The organism is Infirmifilum lucidum (assembly GCF_014876775.1).
Classification (GTDB): domain Archaea; phylum Thermoproteota; class Thermoprotei; order Thermofilales; family Thermofilaceae; genus Thermofilum; species Thermofilum lucidum.
In genome coordinates this window covers 409,503-429,136 of sequence record NZ_CP062310.1, presented here as the reverse complement: position 1 = coordinate 429,136, position 19,634 = coordinate 409,503, and the positions used below count along the sequence as shown (strand labels likewise).

General features: G+C 56.3%; 21 protein-coding genes. 18 read left to right on the top strand and 3 right to left on the bottom strand.

Features of this window, described 5'->3' with window-relative positions; genetic code table 11:
• From IG193_RS02365 to IG193_RS02285, 17 genes are all read left to right on the top strand, one after another.
• Entirely contained in the window at nt 1–969 is a 969-nt protein-coding gene (locus IG193_RS02365; RefSeq protein ID WP_192819300.1) for a complex I subunit 1/NuoH family protein, read from the top strand.
• The gene (locus IG193_RS02360) at nt 966–1,403 is read left to right on the top strand and encodes a hypothetical protein (protein ID WP_192819299.1); all 438 of its coding nucleotides are present in this window, start codon (nt 966–968) and stop codon (nt 1,401–1,403) included. Before IG193_RS02365 ends, IG193_RS02360 begins: the two co-directional genes overlap by 4 nt.
• The gene (locus IG193_RS02355) at nt 1,400–1,699 is read left to right on the top strand and encodes an NADH-quinone oxidoreductase subunit NuoK (protein ID WP_192819298.1); all 300 of its coding nucleotides are present in this window, start codon (nt 1,400–1,402) and stop codon (nt 1,697–1,699) included. The genes IG193_RS02360 and IG193_RS02355 overlap by 4 nt, the downstream gene beginning before the upstream one ends.
• 2 nt (nt 1,700–1,701) lie before the next feature.
• Complete coding sequence (locus IG193_RS02350) at nt 1,702–3,372, top strand: NADH-quinone oxidoreductase subunit 5 family protein (RefSeq protein WP_192819297.1); 1,671 nt, start codon at nt 1,702–1,704, stop codon at nt 3,370–3,372.
• A 3-nt stretch (nt 3,373–3,375) separates the two neighbouring features.
• Nucleotides 3,376–4,665, top strand: a complete 1,290-nt coding sequence (locus IG193_RS02345; RefSeq protein ID WP_192819296.1) for a complex I subunit 5 family protein — start codon at nt 3,376–3,378, stop codon at nt 4,663–4,665.
• A gap of 136 nt (nt 4,666–4,801) precedes the next feature.
• A complete protein-coding gene (gene ndhC / locus IG193_RS02340) occupies nt 4,802–5,158 on the top strand; it encodes an NADH-quinone oxidoreductase subunit A (RefSeq protein ID WP_192819295.1) in 357 nt (118 codons plus the stop codon).
• Nucleotides 5,159–5,171: 13 nt separating this feature from the next.
• Nucleotides 5,172–5,690 (top strand): NADH-quinone oxidoreductase subunit B, encoded by a 519-nt coding sequence (locus IG193_RS02335; RefSeq protein ID WP_192819294.1) that lies wholly within the window; start codon nt 5,172–5,174, stop codon nt 5,688–5,690.
• Complete coding sequence (locus IG193_RS02330) at nt 5,668–6,147, top strand: NADH-quinone oxidoreductase subunit C (protein WP_218042164.1); 480 nt, start codon at nt 5,668–5,670, stop codon at nt 6,145–6,147. The genes IG193_RS02335 and IG193_RS02330 overlap by 23 nt, the downstream gene beginning before the upstream one ends.
• Nucleotides 6,131–7,351, top strand: coding sequence for an NADH-quinone oxidoreductase subunit D (locus tag IG193_RS02325; RefSeq protein WP_192819293.1), 1,221 nt, complete (start codon nt 6,131–6,133; stop codon nt 7,349–7,351). Before IG193_RS02330 ends, IG193_RS02325 begins: the two co-directional genes overlap by 17 nt.
• Before the next feature lie 5 nt (nt 7,352–7,356).
• Nucleotides 7,357–8,379, top strand: coding sequence for an NADH-quinone oxidoreductase subunit NuoH (gene nuoH, locus IG193_RS02320; protein WP_192819292.1), 1,023 nt, complete (start codon nt 7,357–7,359; stop codon nt 8,377–8,379).
• On the top strand, nt 8,372–8,848 hold the full coding sequence (locus tag IG193_RS02315) for a NuoI/complex I 23 kDa subunit family protein (RefSeq protein WP_192819291.1): 477 nt from the start codon (nt 8,372–8,374) through the stop codon (nt 8,846–8,848). The genes nuoH and IG193_RS02315 overlap by 8 nt, the downstream gene beginning before the upstream one ends.
• Nucleotides 8,835–9,332, top strand: a complete 498-nt coding sequence (locus tag IG193_RS02310) for an NADH-quinone oxidoreductase subunit J family protein (protein WP_192819290.1) — start codon at nt 8,835–8,837, stop codon at nt 9,330–9,332. Before IG193_RS02315 ends, IG193_RS02310 begins: the two co-directional genes overlap by 14 nt.
• A 5-nt stretch (nt 9,333–9,337) precedes the next feature.
• Nucleotides 9,338–9,643 carry an NADH-quinone oxidoreductase subunit NuoK gene (locus IG193_RS02305; protein WP_192819289.1) on the top strand — a complete coding sequence of 102 codons (306 nt, stop codon included), beginning with the start codon at nt 9,338–9,340 and terminating at the stop codon, nt 9,641–9,643.
• The gene (locus IG193_RS02300) at nt 9,636–11,150 is read left to right on the top strand and encodes a complex I subunit 4 family protein (RefSeq protein WP_192819288.1); all 1,515 of its coding nucleotides are present in this window, start codon (nt 9,636–9,638) and stop codon (nt 11,148–11,150) included. The genes IG193_RS02305 and IG193_RS02300 overlap by 8 nt, the downstream gene beginning before the upstream one ends.
• A 15-nt stretch (nt 11,151–11,165) precedes the next feature.
• Nucleotides 11,166–13,244, top strand: coding sequence for an NADH-quinone oxidoreductase subunit 5 family protein (locus tag IG193_RS02295; protein ID WP_192819287.1), 2,079 nt, complete (start codon nt 11,166–11,168; stop codon nt 13,242–13,244).
• A complete protein-coding gene (locus tag IG193_RS02290) occupies nt 13,238–14,596 on the top strand; it encodes an NADH-quinone oxidoreductase subunit N (RefSeq protein WP_192819286.1) in 1,359 nt (452 codons plus the stop codon). The genes IG193_RS02295 and IG193_RS02290 overlap by 7 nt, the downstream gene beginning before the upstream one ends.
• A gap of 150 nt (nt 14,597–14,746) precedes the next feature.
• Nucleotides 14,747–16,033, top strand: coding sequence for a glutamine synthetase family protein (locus tag IG193_RS02285; RefSeq protein ID WP_192819285.1), 1,287 nt, complete (start codon nt 14,747–14,749; stop codon nt 16,031–16,033).
• Between the two features lie 2 nt (nt 16,034–16,035).
• On the opposite strand, the gene IG193_RS02280 is transcribed toward IG193_RS02285, so the two are convergent.
• Nucleotides 16,036–16,830, bottom strand: coding sequence for a sugar isomerase domain-containing protein (locus tag IG193_RS02280; RefSeq protein ID WP_225876107.1), 795 nt, complete (start codon nt 16,828–16,830; stop codon nt 16,036–16,038).
• A gap of 194 nt (nt 16,831–17,024) precedes the next feature.
• Here IG193_RS02280 and IG193_RS02275 point away from each other — a divergent pair, with 194 nt between their 5' ends.
• Nucleotides 17,025–17,786: a hypothetical protein gene (locus IG193_RS02275; RefSeq protein WP_192819284.1), complete on the top strand. Its 762-nt coding sequence runs from the start codon at nt 17,025–17,027 to the stop codon at nt 17,784–17,786.
• A gap of 95 nt (nt 17,787–17,881) precedes the next feature.
• On the opposite strand, the gene IG193_RS02270 is transcribed toward IG193_RS02275, so the two are convergent.
• Together IG193_RS02270 and tnpA are read right to left on the bottom strand one after the other, a co-directional pair.
• On the bottom strand, nt 17,882–19,135 hold the full coding sequence (locus IG193_RS02270) for an RNA-guided endonuclease InsQ/TnpB family protein (protein ID WP_192819283.1): 1,254 nt from the start codon (nt 19,133–19,135) through the stop codon (nt 17,882–17,884).
• Nucleotides 19,122–19,553 (bottom strand): IS200/IS605 family transposase, encoded by a 432-nt coding sequence (gene tnpA, locus IG193_RS02265; RefSeq protein WP_192819282.1) that lies wholly within the window; start codon nt 19,551–19,553, stop codon nt 19,122–19,124. The genes IG193_RS02270 and tnpA overlap by 14 nt, the downstream gene beginning before the upstream one ends.
• Nucleotides 19,554–19,634 lie beyond the last annotated feature (81 nt).

Here is a 19,634-nt window from a genome sequence, read left to right as displayed (position 1 = left end):
TTGCTGGAAGTAATATTCCAGGCGCTGGTGTTCCCGGGCCTACTCTTCACGGTGGCCATGGCCTTCTGGTTCGAGTATATCGAGAGGAAGGTAACTGCAAGGGTACAGTCCCGTGTAGGGCCCCTCTACACGGGGCCTAGAGGGCTACTGCAGCCAGTGGTTGACTTCCTAAAGCTCCTCGGAAAGGAGGAGCTAGAGCCCAGAGGAGCGGACAAACTGCTTCTCCGCCTAGCTCCTGTCCTCGCGGTAACAATACCGATCTTCGGCATGGCATACATACCCGTAGCTTCAACCTCTATGCCGTTGAACTTCCAGGGAGACGTTCTACTAGTCTTCCTGTTGTTGGCACTGTCCACCTTAACAATAGCCATAGCAGGCTACAGCGCTATAACCCCGTATACTTCGCTGGGCGTTGGAAGGTTGTTAATACAGTACAGCATGTACGAGAGCGTTTTCGCGCTATGCCTAGCCGCTGTGGTTGTCCAGGCATCGTCTGTAAGCCTGGAGGGCATAGTAAGATACCAGGCAGAGCACGCGCCTCTAGCAATATACCAGCCCATAGGGTTTATTATCTCGCTGATAGCCCTCCTAGCAAAGCTCGAAAAGAGGCCTTTTGACTTACCCCACGCCAAGCAGGAGATAGCGGCAGGGTGGCTCACAGAGTTCTCGGGGAGGAACCTGGCGTACATGAGGCTCTACAGTGACCTGAGCATGACTTGGGGCATCTCGTTGGTAACGGTGTTCTACCTGGGAGGCCCCCTGGGGCCAGGCTACCCCGTGCTTGGCCCGCCAGCCGGTTTCTTCTGGTTTGGGCTCAAAGCACTCCTGGTAAGCGTCGTAATTACACTGGTGAGCGCCTCGAGTACCCGCGTCAGGACGGTTGGTCTCGCCAGGCGTTTCTGGGGGAGGCTTTTCCCCCTCATGCTTCTCCAGTTATCGCTTGCATTCCTCTTGAGGTGGCTCGTATGATGTTGGAATTGTCTTGTTTACTAGGTCTTGCCTTGGTGGTCTGGGCTCTGTTCTCCAGGAGAACAACGTTCAGCCTGCTGACAATGTCTGCCGGTAGCACCATAGTTGCTCTCGCAATCTCAGAGCTAGCAGGCTGGGTTCCGGCGCTGCTCGTAGCTGCTTTCTTTGCGGGCGCTCTCGTAGCGCTCATGGTGGTGTGGCTGGTGGTTGTCGTGAGGGAGGAGGCGAGAACAGACACCGTATACACCCTAGCTCTAGTGTTCATGTTCCTCACACTATTTTCACTCCTATTACTGATAGGGACGAACCGGATAAAAGTGGGGGGTGGGGTTTCTTTGAGGGTTGCAGAAGATACCGACTTTGCTCTCTTAGCAGTCTTGTTGTTAACAGTTCTTCTTGGAGGGCTTCACGTCGTCCGGGGTGGTAGGGGGTGAGCGGCGAAATCATAGTCGTATCTACGGCTCTAACGCTGGTTGTAGCAGGTCTCGCGGCTATAGCGGCTACGAGGAACATGATCAAGGTTGTTATGGGGATCCAGTCCATGGTGCTCGGCTCCCTCCTCCTCTTTGGGCTTGCATGTAGGGGTTCAGGGGTAGTAGCCCAAGACTTATTCCTCCTTGTCGCCACGACAGCCGCGGCCTCTGAGGCTCTCGTGATGGCTATAGTCCTCCTGGTCTGGGAGCGCTTCAAGACGATAGATCCTCGAAGAGTCTCGGAGTTGAGGTGGTAGGCATGTACGCAGACATACTCGTCCTCGAACTGTTCACCGCCCCTGTACTTGTACTCCTCCTGGGGAGAAATAGGAGGATTGTAGAAGCCTTGAGCGTAGCGTCGTCGCTCCTGGCGGCAGTGCTCTCATTACTCTATGCGGTATTCACGGAGCAGTCTCAGCTTATAGGCCTTCCCTTATACAATGATCCTTTATCGAAACTTATGTTGTGCGTCGTCAACGTCCTCGGGTTCCTAATAGTTGTCTACAGCCTAGGATACATGGGGCGCGACCCAGGCTATACAAGGTACTATTCTCTAATCCTCCTCTTCGTGGCGTCCATGAGCCTACTAGTACTCTCAACAGACATAGTCATCCTATACCTCTCCTGGGAGCTCGTAGGCGTCTGTAGTGCTCTCCTGATCTCGTTCTGGTGGGAGAAGCCGGAGGCGAGAAGGGCAGGGCTTAAAGCCTTCACGGTTACGCGGATTGGGGACATCGGCCTTATAATAGCCATTGCGATGATGCTGACAACACTCAAAACTACGCATATACCAGCAGTACTATTATCCTTCTCCAGCCTCGGGAGCCAGGTGCAAGCAGTCGCGCTCTTACTCGTCCTCGCCGCCATTGGCAAATCCGCACAGTTCCCGCTCTTCGTGTGGCTCCCTGACGCGATGGAGGGGCCTACCTCTGTGAGTGCCTTGATACACGCAGCTACAATGGTTAAGGCAGGCGTGTACCTGCTCTCTAGATTCTACCCGTTGATATCTTCGAGCGAGGCCGCGCTCAGCGCCATTACATGGATCTCGATAACGACCGTGCTCCTATCTGCTCTCTCAGCGCTGGGGGCCTCTGATGTCAAGAAAGTCCTAGCCTATAGCACGATTAACCACCTCGGACTCATGTTCCTAGCACTAGGGCTCGGGGCGTGGACGGCGGCCCAGCTCCACCTGGTATCCCACTCCCTCTTCAAGGCGCTCTTATTCCTGTGCGCCGGCCTCATAATCCACGAGTCGGGCACTCGAGACCTAGACAAAGTGTGGGGCTTGTGGAGTAGCGGCTTGAGAATAACAGGGGTAGCTTTCCTCATAGGCTCGCTTAGTCTCGCCGGCGTTCCCCCGCTTCCCGGCTACTTCTCAAAAGAGCTCATCCTCACAGCACTCGGGAACAGGTTCATGGGTTCATGGGGGGAAGTACTGGTCTTCATTGTCTCGTTTTTATCGACACTCTACATCTTTAGACTCTATTTCAGGCTGTTCACGGGCTGTTGCGGTGCGAGGAGAGCCCGCGAGAAAGAGTTGTCCATGTTGCTACCTATCCTAGCGCTAGCCCTGCTGACTCTTGGCGGCTACTTCCTACTAGTAGCAGCGTCCAGTCTACTAGGCGTCGAGCCGGAGCTCTCCGAGGTAAACCCAACCGCAGTCCTGGGAGTTGTCGCAGGCATGCTACTATCCTATTCAGTCTGGGTTAAAATGAGGGGAGAGCCCATCAGGAGGGCAGTACTACCACTAGCCCGGATTGCCGACAGAGGGTTCTACGTGGATGCTCTCTACACGCTAGTAGCCTCCAGGATTATGGGGTCTCTCTCAAGCCTTTCCGTCAAGCTCCAGAGAGGTATTCCCTCGGTCAACACTCTATGGTTAATGGGCCTGTTCCTAATCCTCCTGACGGTTATTCTAGGGGTGACGTGACAAATGTTTGAAGAATTAGTGGTTTATACAGCGCTTTCCGGAGGACTCTTACTAGTCCTGGCCCGGGCGGCTAGAGGGAGAGTACGGAGAGCGCTGTCAACGGCAATCGCTGCGTGCGCGCTGGCTTTCTTGCTTCAATGCTCAATCTTAGAGAGATCACCCGCAGGCCTCATCGGACTAACGTCCTCACTCATAGGGCTAGTAGCCGTGCTCTCAGCCTATAGCCTCGTAGACGAGGACGTGTCAGCACACAATGCACTAATCCTCGCCCTCTGCTCGTCCTCAGTGTTGCTCGCAACTTCGACTGACCTCATAAGGCTCTTCATGGCATGGGAGATCCTCAGCGCATCCGTTGTAGCCTTGACGGCATACCATAGAGACAGAGAGGGGGCGGAGGCTGCTATGAAATATGTCATGCTCTGCGGCGCCGGAACAGCACTAGCACTATCCGGAGTAACGCTAGTGGTCGTGGAGACGGGTAGTACGTCCCTAGAAGCCGTATATTCCGCGAGCCCACTGGCAAAAGTATTACTACTCACGGGTTTCGGCGTCGAGGCCGCAATCTTCCCCCTCCACTTCTGGCTACCAGATGCACATATGGCTGCGCCGAGCACGGCCAGTGCAGTCCTATCGGGAGTGGCCATAGAATCTGCGGCTGTCCTAGTGTTCAGGCTTGTCGGGAGCGATGCCTTTGCGAGAGCAGTTGTAGCCCCACTCGCGCTAGCAGGAGCCCTGGTGGGCAACTTCTCGGCCTACAGGCAGGACGACCTCAAGAGGCTTCTAGCCTTCAGCAGTGTGGCAAACGTGAACTACATCCTGCTAGCCTGGGCCTCCGGGAACGCTCTCGCCACAAAATTCGCCTTCCTACACATCTTCGCGCACGGGCTACTGAAAGCCTCACTGTTCATAGTGGCTGGCGTGCTCTTGACAGCCTACGGGACGAGGCTACTCTCAAAACTGTCTGGAGCTGCGTCAAAGAATAATGCTCTAAGACTCACTGTAGTCTTCGCAGCTTTAGGGCTTACGGGCGCGCCCCCGCTCCCCACGTTCTGGAGTGAACTGTACATCGGGGTTGGACTATTCCAGTACAGCACTGTCCTCGGGCTGGGCTTTCTCCTCTCGGTCGTCGTGTCGTTCGCATACTACTTCCGGGTCATGTACACCCTGGTCACAGGTAGCCGCGAAGGCGGGCTGAGAGAGAATCTCCCAGTAATTCTAGCTCTAACCCTCATAGTAGTAGGCATTGCAGCTTCTCCAATTTACAGCACAATTATTGAATACTTTTCAATATAACCTTTTATTTCGTAAAATAAAAACTACTACAGATAAAAATTTTGAAACTGTTTTTACACAATTCTGTATCCCCCTGTCTTATATATCACTATGCTAAAGTTTAAATACACAAGGACGTCATACACAAGGGTGTTTCATGCCTAGCCCCGCTACGACACTCCTCCTAGTTACAGTGCTCGGGCTTCTAGCCGGTTTGCTTGTTATCATTCTTGCCCTACTCCTCGAGAGAGGCCCTGAGGGCAGGTTTAAGAGAGCCCGGTACGAAGCCGGGAACATCCCCTCGGGCGAGGCTAAGACCCGGCTACCCTTCCAGTACTACGGTTACGTCATCTTGTATTTGGGTGTAGAGCCGTTAATAGTGCTGCTCTACCTGTTGCCGTTCTCCCACTCATACAACTCTCTAATCACTCTAGCCTCCCTCCTAGCAGTGCTTCTACCCGTCATCGCCTGGGGCGTCGCTATGTCGGAAAAAATTAACGAGTGGAGGATCTAGCTGGGTCAGGCCTATGTCGTGCCCGTTTGGACTCGTTCTCATCGGGAATCTCGAGGAGTCGGCCAGGAAGGCCACGAAGTGGCTTGTTGAGAAGACCCCAGTGAGGTCTCTCCGGGACTGGGCTATAGCGTTCAGCCTCTGGCCCGTCCACTTCACGACGTCTTGTTGCGGGGCAGAGTTTGCGGCCGCGAGTGCCCCCCGCTTTGACGCAGAGCGCTTCGGGTTCCTGCCCTTCAACTCGCCTAGGCAGACAAACTTGCTCGTGGTCGAGGGGACGCTCACGAGGAAGATGGGTGAAGCGGCGAAGATAGTCTACGACCAGATGCCGTGGCCCAAGTTCGTGATAGCAATGGGCGCCTGCGCTATTGACGGGGGCCTGTTCTATAACAGCTATAATATTGTGAGGCCTAAGGACATCTTACCGGTAGAGTATTTCATCCCGGGTTGCCCCCCAAGACCTGAAGCGGTTGCACGTGCTATTATAATGCTCCAAGAGAAGGTGAGGAGAGGTGAGTGGAGTAGAACTAGCTAGCTTGGTTGAACAACGACTGAGGGAGAGGGGTTTCGAAGCACAGGCTGTGCGCAGCGTAGTCAAGGTTAAGGCTACTCCAGAGAGGCTACGCGAGCTGGCAGAGGAGGTGCTCAGAATGGGGTTCGACCACCTCGCCTCCATCGAGGGCATAGACTGGCCACAAGACGGAGTCATAGAAGTGGTGTACCACGCTGAGAGCTACCGGGAAGACCTGCGAGGCGTACTCGTTGAAATTAGAGTCCGCGCCCCCAGGGACACTCCTAGGCTTCCGAGCCTCATCGACGTGTGGCCGAATGCCATACTCTTGGAGCGGGAGACTTGGGAGATGCTTGGAGTAGTATTCGAGGGGAACCCGGACTTACGCCAGCTCCTCCTGCCCCCGGACTGGTCGGGGCCCCCGCCTCTCAGGAAGGACTTCAAGGTCGTAGAGGAGGGTGTCTATGTCGACGTTGAGTGAGCAGGGTGGAGTAATTTACAGCAGGCTGATCGCCAGAGAGGGGGACGAGTCAACCTACGAGCTGTTCATCGGCCCACAACACCCTGCCTCAGGCCACATGCGCTTCATCGTGAGGCTGGAGGGAGACGTTATCGTGAGCGTGGATCCAGACATAGGCTACGTTCACAGGACAATGGAGAAGCTCGCTGAGGGGCGGGAAGTGATCAAGTCGATACCGCTCCTGGAGAGGATGACTATAATCGACAGCCACAACGTGACTCTGGGCCTTGTCAGGGCGATCGAGAAGCTGCTAGACGTTGAGCCACCCCCGCGAGCCAGGTACCTGCGCACGCTCTTGAGCGAGATAAACAGGATTGCGAGCCACCTCTACGGGATGGGTATCGCGGGGATAATGCTAAACCACTCGACGATGTTCATGTGGGCCTTCGGGGACAGAGAAGTCTGGCTCCAGCTCGCAGAAGAGCTGACGGGTGCAAGGCTAACGCACACCTACAGCATACCCGGCGGCGTGAGGCGAGACCTCCCGCAGGGCTTCGCAGACAAGGCCGAGAAAGCTGTGAGGTACATGGAGAGGAGGCTTAAAGACTACATGGCAGTATTCTTCGAGAACCCCCAGGTGCGTGCGAGGTACGAGGGCGTAGGGGTGTTAAAGAAGAGCGAGGCCAGCAGGCTTGGGATTGTAGGGCCAAACCTCAGGGCTAGCGGCATCAAATACGACGCCAGGCTAGCCGAAGACTACGCGGCCTACAGCGAGCTCGAGTTTGAAGTTCCGACACACGAGGAGGGCGACGCTATGGCGAGGATGCTCGTGAGAATCGAAGAGATAAAGCAGAGCATGAATATCATAAGGCAGATCCTAAGAAAGATTCCGGACGGTTCGATCCTTGCGGATAAATACGTGCGGCTGCTACCGCCACCCCTACGCGAGCAGGTCGCGAAGACCGGACGGGTGAAGTTCCCGGGAATATTCGCCACGCTCAAGCTCCCCGAGGGCGACGCCGTTAGCAGGGTGGAGATGGGCCACGGGGAAATATTTTACCACGTGACGGGCAACGGCTCGACTAAGCCGTATAGGCTTCGCGTCGTAACACCATCCTTCCGCAACGTCATCCTCTTCAGGTACCTCGCGCCCGGGCACAGGTTTATGGACTTCCCCGCAATATACGGAAGTCTAGACTACTTCCCGCCAGAAGCAGACAGGTGATTGAGATGGATGTAGCAGGCGTACTGCCTTGGGTTTTAAGGCTCCTGCTAAGCCCACAAGTCTTCGCCCCCGTCGTGTTCCCGGGGCTTGCAACTGCACTCGTCGTACTGTTGACGGTTATATGGGCGGAGAGGAAGATTGCCGCCCGCGTGCAGATGCGTGTAGGCCCGCTGTACGTAACTAGGAGGCTCGGCGGCGTACTGCAGATGCTCGCGGACGGCACGCGCTACATGTTCCAGGAGTTCATAATCCCTGTAACAGCAGACAGGGTGCCGTTCCTCTTCGCCCCCATACTCGCGCTTACTCTAGCCATCATACCGTTTGCGTTCATCCCCTCTGCCCCCGGCTTCTCTCCCATAAAGTCCCCATACTCCCTCCCGGCAGCCCTAGCGGCTATTTCAGCCATACCCCTCTCAGTCCTGCTCATGGGGTGGGCCTCAAACAACAAGTTCGCCATACAGGGGGCTGTCAGGGAAGCATTCATGGGCCTTGCGTACGAGGCAGTAGTCTTCATCAGTGCACTCTCCATGGGAGTCCTATACGGCACCCTGGATCTAGAAGAGGCAGTGGCCAGGCAGTGGCTCCCAGGCATAGTCCTGAACCCTGTAGCGGCCTTCACGTTCTTTGTGGGCATGGTTATGAGTGCTGGGAGGCTGCCCTTCGACATCGTGGAGGGCGAGCAGGAGATAGTCGCCGGCCCCTTCGTCGAATATAGCGGGATAATATTCGGCATAGGAATGGGCCTGGCATACCTCAAGCTGTACTCGCTCTCGCTGCTCTACACCCTGCTCTTCCTCTCGGGTTGGGAGCCCCTAGTAGCACCCCTCTACAGCGTGTACCCAGGCATCGCCGGCATCTTCCTATTCGTAAAGGCCTACCTCCTAATGCTCTTCGTGGCATTCCTCAGATCAGTCTACGGCAGGTACAGGCTGGATCAGGCCCTGAGGGCCGGGTGGAGGGTGTTCCTGCCTCTCTCGCTAATATCCCTGCTTATATCTGTAGTTGTAAAGGTGGTGGGATGTGTCTAGGCAACTGGCCTCGTTCAAGCTACACTTGAGAGCAGTAGCGACTGGCTTGAAGTACTTGTTCCTCCCGAACAGGATAACGGTCTACTACCCCGAGGAGTACATCGAGCTCCCAGAGGGTTACAGGGGGTTGATACGCTACTACCCAGACAGGTGCATACAGTGCGGGCTCTGCGCGATGATATGCCCGGCTTCGGCCATGAAGATGTACAGGACAAAGACGGACAGGAAGGGTAGGCCGGGTATAAACTACCAGAGGTGCATTTTCTGTGGCTTCTGCGTAGACATATGCCCGCAGAACGCGCTCGAAACGACCAAGGTGCATGACGTCGCGTACAAGAGCCTCGAGGAGATGATACTGCCGCCCGAGAAGTTTTCGCAGGAACCTATATCCCCTGCGGTTGCAGGCGGGGCTAGGAAGCTTAAACCAGTATTCGACGAGGAGAGGGGGTTGAGGCATGAACGGGTTTAGCTTGTTGGACGTTTACCTTGCTTTAGCGTCGCTAGTAGCAGTAGTGTCAGCGGCCCTAGCCGTGAGGTCGCGCGAGGACTTCTACTCAGCCATCATGCTCGGGCTAACAGGCCTCGCAACAGCGTCCCTCATGGCGTTAATAGGCTATGGCTTCGTTGCAGTGTTCCATGCGTTCGTGTACGTAGGGGCTACAGTAATGTTCGTGGTCTTCGGCGTCGTGCTGATAGGCCGTACGGGCGGCTTCGAGAAGAGAAGCCTCTTGCCCGCTGCTCTAACCTCCTTACTCCTAACACTAGCCCTCTACGTTTTCTTCTACAGTGTAGGGCGGGGGGCCGTGGCCACAGCGTCGATAGACCCTTCCAGGATCCAGGAAGTTCTATTTAGAGACCCGCTCACGGTGTTTTTCCTAGGCGTGTCGCTCGCGGTGCTTGTAGTTGCTGGGATAATGATAGCATCGGGGGATACTCCTGAGTTGAAGAGGTGATGCACATGGATTCTACAGTGTTGCTTGTACCGGCTGTTCTAATCGGTCTAGGTGCACTGGGCGCTATTACAGCTAGAAGTGCCGTTAAGGTGCTAATATCACTCGAAGTAATGTTCAACGGGGCTCTACTAGCCCTCCTGATGCTGGCCACCAGGATACCCAACGAGGCTTCATCTCTGGCTCTCATAGCAATCTCACTTAGCGGTGTTGAAGTCGGTGTACTGGTTTCGATTTTTGTCCTCCTGTTTAGGAGGACTAGGAGTGTTGATGTTTACGAGATTCCCGGTTTGAGGGGTGGTGGGAGTGAGTAGTATACCGTTATTGTGGGTGTCTGTCCTAGTGCCACTAGCATCGGCCGTCATAACGGTATTCCTTGGAGACAGGAAGAGAATTGCTGGAGTAATAAACTCGCTAGCACTTTTCGCTTCAGCGCTCTCTCTCCTGGCCGCATACATTCTCCATGGGTCTAGCAAGCCGTGGCTAGACCCCATTAGCTTCACCGTAGACGGCCTCGGGACCTTCGGCATGCTCCTAGACGCACCCTCGTTCCTAGTAGCATTCTCCATAGCCGTGACAACAGCCCTAATCGCACTGTACAGTATGCCCTACATGGAGCACCGCTTCGAGGAGATGAGGCACGAGGGCCTGCAGCCGCCAGGTTGGAGGTCTTACTACTTCCTCTACACGCTCTTCTCGCTGGCAATGATAGGGACTGTACTATCAACAAATATAATCGAGTTCTACGTGTTCCTCGAGCTCACACTCATACCTAGCTTCCTCCTCATAGCCTTCTACGGCTACGGCGACAGGATCAGGATAGCGATAATGTACCTGCTGTGGACCCATATAGGCGCACTCCTATTCCTCATCGGGGCCCTCACAGTAGGGTTCCAGAAGGGCTTCGACTTCATAGACGCTACGGGCTCGTACAGGCTTGGAGTGGGCGAGAGCATACCGCTAGCAGTCTACGCGTTCTGGCTGATGGTCGTAGGGCTCGCAGTAAAGCTAGCAGTCCTAGGAGTACACATGTGGCTACCCTACGCACACGCCGAAGCCCCAACCCCTATCTCTGCTCTCCTGAGCCCCAACCTCATAGGGCTCGGCGGAGCCATGATTTTCAAGATAGTCTACGTCCTGTTCCCGAAGACTTTCGAGGCAAGCGGACCGGTACTGGCAGTCTGGGCTCTAGCGACAATAATCTACGGCGGCTTAATGGCCCTAAGCCAGACCGACTTCAAAAGACTACTCGCATACAGTAGCATCTCCCAGATGGGCTACCTCCTCCTAGGGCTATCAACGGCCACAGTATACGGGGTTGCGGGGGTATTCCTGCACTACATGGTTCACGCGTTCGGTAAGGCAGTACTCTTCGGAGTAGCCGGAGTGCTGATAGCAACCTACCACGGGCTCCGCGATATAACGAAGATGGGGGGCCTGGCAGAGAAGATGCCGTACACAGCCTCAATCGCACTTCTAGGCTTCATGCACATAACAGGGATCCCGCCCACAGCAGGGATCTGGAGCGAGTACCTCATCGTAAGGGGGGCAGTAGAGCGGACACTACAAATGGGCTCCGCGTGGTACATAGGCACGGCGCTGGCGTTGCTCGTCGGCATAGGCCTCTCAACAGCCTACTCCTTCCTGACCATGAGGAGGATATTCTACGGGCCACTGCGGGTAAGCGAGGCCCACGAGGCGGGGAAGCAGCTAATAGTCCCCCTGGCAGTGCTGGCCGCAATGGGTGTGTTCTCCTTCCTCCTCGCGTCCCCACTGATAGATCCCCTGGTAACGCAGCTGTCGCAGGTTATTCGCAGCTAGAAAGGGTGAAGATGGTTGCAGGAAGCACTCGTACTCGCTTGGCTTGCACCGTACCTTGCTACGGCCGCCATCATAGCTCTAAACAGAGCATCATGGCGGGTGAAGTCCCTCGTCTCAATAACAGCTATTTTCGCATCAGCTATAGCTTCGGCTGTAGGTCTTCTCGAAGTAGCTCGGGGACATGAAGTCCGCGTAGCTTTCCAGTGGGTTAAGACGCTAGGCGTAAATATAGGTGTCTTGTTCGACGGCCTCTCATCGCTCATGGCAGTAGTAGTCTCCTGGCTGAGCTTCCTCATAGCAGTCTACAGCCACGAGTACATGAGGGGGGAAGGCGGGGAGACGAGGTACTGGCTGTTCTTCACATTCTTCGTCGGGAGCATGATGCTACTAGTCCTCTCAGACAACCTCCTCGCAATGTTCATAGGCTGGGAGGGAACGGGCCTGGCGAGCTACGCTCTCATAGGCCACTGGTTCACAGACGAAGAGGAGAGGTGGGTTGGAGACCCAGGCCGGAGAGCCCTAGGAGTGCCGATGTGGTTCGAGCCGAGTCACTCTGGCCTCAGAGCACTCGTATTCACGAGGCTCGGGGACGTCGGCATGATATTCGGGGTAGCAACCCTCCACACGCTGCTCGGCACCACCCTACTCGCCACAATCGCTGAGGGCGCATGGGCCACAAGCCTGCTGGCGAGGGGGGTTCTACCTGTATTCCTGTGGCTCCTCTTCCTTGGAGCCATAGCCAAGAGCGCCCAGTTCCCGTTCCACGAGTGGCTAGTAACGGCAATGACAGGCCCCACATCCGTCAGCGCGCTGATACACGCCGCCACAATGGTCAAAGCAGGCGTCTACTTCTTACTCCGCTTCGCCCCGGTGCTAGTGGTTGCTCACACCCTGCTCTCGGCGTCAGGAGCCCCACAGGCTATACCGTCGTTCTTGGAGGGCCTCGCCCTACTCGGTGCCCTAACGGCATTCATGATGGCTACAATGGCCCTCGTGAGCAGAGAGCTGAAACTAATACTCGCGTACTCCACGGCGAGCCAGCTAGGCTACATGTTCATGGGGGTGGCTGTCGGAACCCTCGCTCTAGGCTCAGTCGGCGGGCTCGTGGCGGGGTTTGCACACTTGATGAGCCATGCAGTCTTCAAGGCCACGCTCTTCCTAGCCGCTGGAGCAGTCATACACGCCGTGCACAGCCGCTTCATAGACGACATGGGAGGGCTAGCCTCCTCCATGAAACTAACGGCGCTAGCATTCCTCCTAGCCACACTGAGCCTATCAGGCATACCGCCCTTCGCGGGATTCTGGACGAAAGACGAGATAATCCACCTCTCGGCCGAGGCAGGCCTGCTAGCCCCGACAGTACTCGCCGTAGTCACTGCTGGGCTCACAGCCACATACTCTGCCCGCGCCTTCGCACGAGTGTTTTCGGGTAAACGCCACGAACTCCACGCCCACGAGCCAGGCTTGGCAATGCTTGCGCCCTACCTGACTTTAGGATTTCTCAGCCTAGCTCTCGGCCTGGCGTGGCCTCTCGTAGGCCACAGCCTCGAAGCTCTACTCGAACACACACTAGGAGCGGTAGAAAGCCATCAGCTCCTGAAGGCGAGCCCCCTTGTGGGAGCCACTGAGGCCACTCTAGTCCTGGCCCTGCTGGGATTCTCGGCTACTCTATACCTGTACGCTTTTAGGGGCTGGAGCCCCTATGTAAGAGTGAAGGGAAGCGAGCTACTGTACAGCGTCTACAGCTTCCTCTACGACAGGTGGCTCATAAACTCCCTGTACTACAGGTTCATTGTGGCGGGAGCCAAGCAGGTCTCGAGCCTTACGAGCCGGCTCGTCGATACGGGCATCGTGGACAGGTTCTACCACAGACTCCTGCCGACACTCTTCGCACGCCTTTCAGGCATAGCTTCGAGGCTTGTCGAGGCCAGCTACGACTCGCTACTCCACGTCCGCCTCGTAGGCCTCTTCAAGGGCCTCTGGTCAAGCTTCAGGAAGATGCAGACGGGGAGGGCCCCCCACTACTTGATATACTTCTGGCTCGGGGCGTCGGTAGTGTTGCTGTTGCTAGCAGCGGGGTGGTTTAAGTGGTAGCGGTGTACGCTAGCATAGGAGTTATAGCCGCGGCGATGGTCGCTGTACTATTCGCAGGGAATCGTAGAGGACTAGCGCACGCGCTCACGCTCGCAGCCCTCGCGGCAGCACTCACACTAACGGCAAGCGCTTGGTATAGAGGCCAAACCCGGCCGGGCGGAGCCGTAGCAGACTGTTTCCCCCTCGCAGTGGCCACCGTAGCCCTAGTAGACGTGATTATCGCCGTCGTAGGCTTCCGCGGGCCGGCAGGCGAGTACAAGTACGAGAGTGGAGCATACATACTAGCCCTCGCGGGCGCAATGGGTCTCCTGGGCGTAGCGTGGTCCGGCAACATGCTAACGCTCTTCACCTCGTGGACCCTATTCTCAGTGTCGAGCTATGCCCTCATCGCTGTCCCGCGGGACTCGTACTCGGCATCCGGCGCCGTGAAGTACGGCTTGATGAGCCTAGCCGCCTCAAACCTCCTTCTCCTCTCACTCGGCGTCGCCTCCCTCGAGACCAAAACCCTTGCACTGACGGAATCAGCCAGAATTCCTCTAGTAATAGCGCTGGGCGCTACGGCACTTCTACTGGCAGCCCTAGGCTTCAAAATAGGAGTCTTCCCGTTCCACGCGTGGCTACCAGACGCCTACGGGTACTCGGATCCGCTCCCCGTCTCAGTAGTAGCCCCGCTGTCGAAAGCTGCTACAATACTAGCAGTCTACAAGCTATCGCCCCTCCTAGCCCCACAGATCACTGACAAGTGGCTCGCGCTCCTGGGACTCTTCGCGCTCCTGACAATGACCTACGGCAACATCACAGCCCTCCTTCAGAGAGGCCTCCAAAGCCTACTGGCCTTCAGCAGCATAGCCCAGGCGGGCTACCTGCTCGTGGGCCTAGCGGCGCTCGCAGTACCCGAGGCAAAGAGGGTAGCGCTCTACGGCCTAGCACTACAGCTACTGGCATACTCCCTGGCGAAAACAGGTCTATTCCTGCTAGCAAGGGCGATACGCAGGTATGGAGACGAGCCCCCCACGCTCGACGGGCTCAGAGGCCTAGCCCAGGCTAACCCAGCCCTAGCGGCGTCGACTGCAATACTCGTTCTAAGCCTAATGGGAATGCCGCCACTAGCAGGCTTCTGGGGCAAGCTCTACCTGTTCCTAGCACCCGTGTACGTGGCCCCGTGGCTCACAGCACTGGCACTCATCAACACGGGTATTGCTGCAGCGTACTACGCCCGGCTGGTAAAGGCGGTCTACTTCGAACCCGGGAGCACCAAGCTGCAAGGTTATAGAGCGACAACTCTGGCTGTGGAGGCGTGCGCGGCCCTAACACTCGCGTCAGGGGTAATACCACTCTTCCTACAGCCCTAAACACGAGCTTGCGAGGAAAATAAATAATCTTGAATGCGGCTGAGTCTGACTATAGTACATGTTTTTTATACAACAGCACCCTAGAAGGGCTAGAAAAATCTACAACACTCTTAGAGAAAATCTTTTCTACAATCTCCCTGTCCGCAAAATATGCAGGCGGCAGAAGCTCTTGAGCCGGAGGAAAGGGAGAGGCTTCTGTCCAGGAGTAGCGCGAAGTACTACTCTGTAGTGTTCCAGGATCTAGAAGGCAGGCTGCATGAGAGAATACTGAGAGCCACTAATGCTGGAGAACTCGAGGAAGGATTCCGGGTGGACGGCTACTCTGTCGGTCTAGCAAACATTGAAGACTCAGACCTCCTGGTTAAACCAGACTTCGCGACGCTGAGAGTGTACAATTCACCCTTCGGCAGAACAGCCTTCCTCGTGGGCGACATCTACTATGAGTCCAAGCCGCTACCCTACCACCCCCGCTACATCTTGAAGAGCGTAGCTGAGAACCTGAACTTCGAGGTTCTCGTCGGGTTCGAAGTAGAGTTCTACCTTACACGAGGTGGCAAGCCCGCAGATAGCGGGTACTACTGGTCACCAATAGACAATACAGCGCTCCATGCCATAGCAGAGATCCTCGAAGAGCTCAGCAGCACCGGGGTGGAAGTGCGCTCAGCACACCACGAAGTAGGACCCGGCCAGTACGAGGTGCTCCCAGCTCCTATGAGCCCTGTAGCTGCAGCCGACACGCTGCTTCTCGTGAAGAAGGCGATCTGGAGCGTAGCCGCGAAGTACGGCCTGAAGGCGACGTTCATGCCGAAACCATTTACAGGCCTACCCGGCAACGGCTTACACCTGCACTTAAGCGCCCACAAAAACGGGAGGAATATCTTGTCGGAGGACGGCCAGCTCAGAGAGGAGGGCCTGAACTTCATAGCAGGGCTACTAGCCAACGCTAGAACAACCGCCCTCCTGACAAACCCGACGGTAAACTCCTACAAGCGCCTCGTGCCGGGATTCGAGGCCCCAGTTCTAGTAGCGTGGGGCATAGGAAACAGGTCTGTACTAGTCCGCGTCCCCAGAGGCCTGAAAGGGGCCTCCAAGACAGTAGAGTACAGGCTGCCCGACTCGTCCGGGAACATCTACCTGGCGCTGACCGCTGCCATACTAGCGGGGGTAGAGGGGCTCGAGAAGAGGCTTAAAGCCCCGCCGCCCTGCAGCGAAAACGCCTACAGGCTGTCGGGGCTAGAAGCCATCCCCCGTACACTTGCCGAGGCAGTAAGCCTCGCCAGGCAGGCGACACTACTCAGCGGGGACGCCAGGAAGGCTCTAGAAATGCTAGTAGCCTCTAAAGCCGAGGAGTGGGAAAACTACCTCAAAGCCACGGGGGCAAGCCCTGACTCAACAGAGGTGACAGAGTGGGAGCTTGAAAAGTACTTCGACAGGTAGCTTTAAAGCGGTTTAAGCTTCTCAAGGTACTTTTCAACGTACTTCTTGTTCGCCTCATCGCCCCCAGGCACGTTAGCACTCATCCACACCTCGGGCTGGACACCCTTCTCCAAGAGTATCTCGACAACCCTCGCGACGATAGACTGGAGTATGAAGGCGCAGACAATCGTAGAGACAGGCGCGACCCTCTGCGGGAACCCCTCGAGCTTGAGGATCGCGTCCCCAGCGGGAACCTTGTTGTCTATGACTACGTCTGCAACCTCGTAGAGCTTCTTCCCAAGCGGGTTAGACGCCGGCACGCTCCTGCTGTACTCGACGCTCGTGACAGCTATAACCTTCAACCCCCTCCTCCTAGCCTCCTCCGCCATCTCGACGGGCACGGCGTTCTTCCCGGAGTTCGATACGATGATGAGGACGGAGTTGGGGTAGATTGGCACGGAGTCCAGAATAGCCCTCGCATAGCCAGGAGTGCGCTCGAGGAGAGTACTCCTCAAAGCCCCTCCAAAACCAGACAAGCTCAAGTCGAAGAGCGGGTAAACCCTCACAAGCCCCCCAGCCCTGTAGAACATCTCCAACGCCATGACCATGGAATGGCCAGTCCCGAAGACGTACACAAACCCTCCCCTGGCCAGGGAGTCGGCTATAAGCTGGGCCGCCTTCTCAAGGTTCCCCTCCTCCGAGAAGAAGACGTGCCCCAGGAGATCAGTAACACTAACGTAAAACTTCTCCAGGGCAGTACCCGGCAACCACCAACACCCCGTGACAAACACCGCCAAAGATCTATTTAAAACCTTCACTCTAGCGCCACCCAGCGACAACCTTACAGCCGAAAGCCTAGCCCCTGGTCGGAGCACCGGCCCAATAGACTTTCCTTATTCTAAAACTAAGAGTTTTTATGTTTCACTCGTAGAGGAAAGGACTTTCCGATAAAAATACAACTTCATGAAACGTTATACTAATAAAGCATCAATGCCTGGAAACTATGACATGCATGAAGCCGGCGAGGAAGTTTCTACCCTTTCATAGTGGCAGGATTGTAATAATCCCCGGCAGGAAGCCGTTCACGTTCAAGGTGGAGTTCGACCCACAGGCGCTAACAGCCAGGGGGATCCTGGCCTCTATTTCAAACTGCTTCGCGAAGTACGATACACCAATACTCTCCCTCCACGTCGCAGGCAAGCCCGACGAGCCCCTATGGGCTTTCATAGCCTGCGACCTCCAAGACCCCCGGAGAGCAGAAGGCATCCTTGCCTGCGTGAAGGCAGTGCCCTACGTGAGGAACGCGGAGTACTCGCCCCCGATAACCGAGGGCGTAGCAGTGGACGTGTGGGGGTACCCGCCCCTCCTGGGCGGCGTCCGCGCAGTCATGCTGCGAGAGCCTGTTTTCCGGGCTTTCCTGCAGTACGGGTGGCGGCAGATGGGCACGGGCTTCGGCTCCATACTCTACCACACCTTCTTCGACGCCGGCGCAGAAGCCTACAGGGAGTTTTACTCCGTGTTCGCCAAGAGGAGGGAGGATCAGGCCAAGCTCGCCGAGCACGTGTTCAGGCTCGCGGGCTACGGCATACTCGAGGTAGTCGAGTACACTGACAGGAGGTTTGTGGCGAGAGTCTACGACAGCATCGAGTGCAAGCACCTGGGGGAGTTCGAGGAGGCCGAGAGCATGATGATCCGGGGCCTGCTCGCGGGCTCCGTGGCCGCCAGCTGGGGCGTAGACAGGGGGATATCGAGCCACGGGAGACTAAGTGCATAAAGAGGGGAGACCCCTACTGCGAGTTCGTCATAACTAGGAAGAAGACAGGCCTCTCACTACTCCCCTAGCCGCCTACGGCTGACCTCCTCCCCGCCCTAAAGGGCGAGGGTTCCTGCCAGGGCGGGGAGGTTTGGGGCTACATTCCCGTCGGGTTCAGCCCCGGGCCGGGTGTCCGGCCCATTACCCCTATCCCCCGCGGGACTCGGGGCTATGGACTTGGCCATTATGTTGTATGCGCCCACCAGGTCTGCGTTGAATACGATGCCCGACTTCGTACATTTAAATAGCCCTCTTTTTATCCTAATGCCGCAACCCTCGCCGTGTATTGGGCATCTCTTTGATGTCCCCTCCTCGGGGACGAGAACCGCATTGATCCCGTACTCCTCGGCCACCTCGACGACCCTCTTAAGCAAGTAGCCGTAGTGCCATAGGTTCACCGTATAGAAGTTGCCATTATTCCGCGCTATCTCCTTCGGATAGCCAACGTATATTGTGGACACGCCACCCTCGTAGAGCCACTCGATAGCCCTCCTGACCTGAGTGTTTATGAAGTGCCTTGCCTTCCTAAGCCACTTCCTGTAGAGCCTCCTAAGCCTCTTGGACGTTCTCGACCCGTTAAGCGTGGATTGATAATCGGCGATTTTGCGTCTGTAGTAGAAGGCGATAGCCTTAAGCGGCCTCCCGCTGTACAGCGCGGTTCTGCCGTCCTCAACGTATACGGCCAAGAGGTTGTTTATGCCGACGTCGACGCCGGCCCTTAAACCGCCTCTGGGCGTCCCGGGCACCTCGCGCCAGGCCCCCCTCACGGCCTTCTCCTCGGCCTCGAAGCTGATGTGGGCATACCATGCTCCGTCTACGTTTATTATCTCAAGCCTGCCCTGCTCCCCCCTCAGGTGGATCTCGCCCCTATACTCGACCTCGAGCCTGCCGATTGCACCCAGCCCCTTGAGGATAAGCTTGTCGCCCTCGATCTTGTACTGGTCATTTCTGAGCACGGCCCACAGCTTCCTCCTCCCCCCGTCCTTCATGTACCCGGGTGGATCCACCTTGGTTATGTGCCTAGGCAGTCCACCAGTTTTCTTTTTCCTCAGCGAGGCGAAGAAGGATCTCCAGGCCTCGTCGTTCTTATTGAGCACTTGTTGCGCCGTGGCCGAGCCGATCAGCACCTTATATTTCTCGTAGTACGTCTTATACGTGCCTCTCATGTCGACGCCCTTTTTGGAGAAGAACTGCCTCCTCCTCTCATAGTTCACTTCGTTCCACAGCCTAGCCGAGAGGGAGCAGAGCAACTTTAACTTACCCTCCTCGCCTTTATTCGGTAGTAGCCTAACAACACTAGTCCTCCTCATGTTTCCACTGCTCCTCCACGTACTTCCTTACAACGTCCGCGGTCACGTTTCCCACCGTTGCCACGAAGTAGCTCCTACTCCACAACTTGCCGCTTTTCACCCTTGCCCTCAACTCCGGGAACTTCTGCAGTATTTTCCTCGCACTCTTACCCTTTAGGTACCGCGCCACGTATGATGGGGAGTGCCTCGGGGGACATATGGTGAAGACGTGGACGTGGTCGGGCATGACCTCTAGCGCCAGGGGCTCACAGCCCAGCTCTTTAAGTATTTGGGACAAGACCTCCCTAGCATATTCCCTAACCCCATTAATTAAGACGTCTCTGCGGTACTTCGGAACCCAGACGAAGTGATAAGCGCACCAGTACTTGACGTGTCTAGTGCTCCTCAATCTCGTCCACGTTTGGGGGTTGTCCCCCAAGGCGCCCCCACTGAATATACTAGAATATACACCTTATAAACCTATTGTCAGCATCCCCGCCCTAAAGGGCGAGGCTTTCAG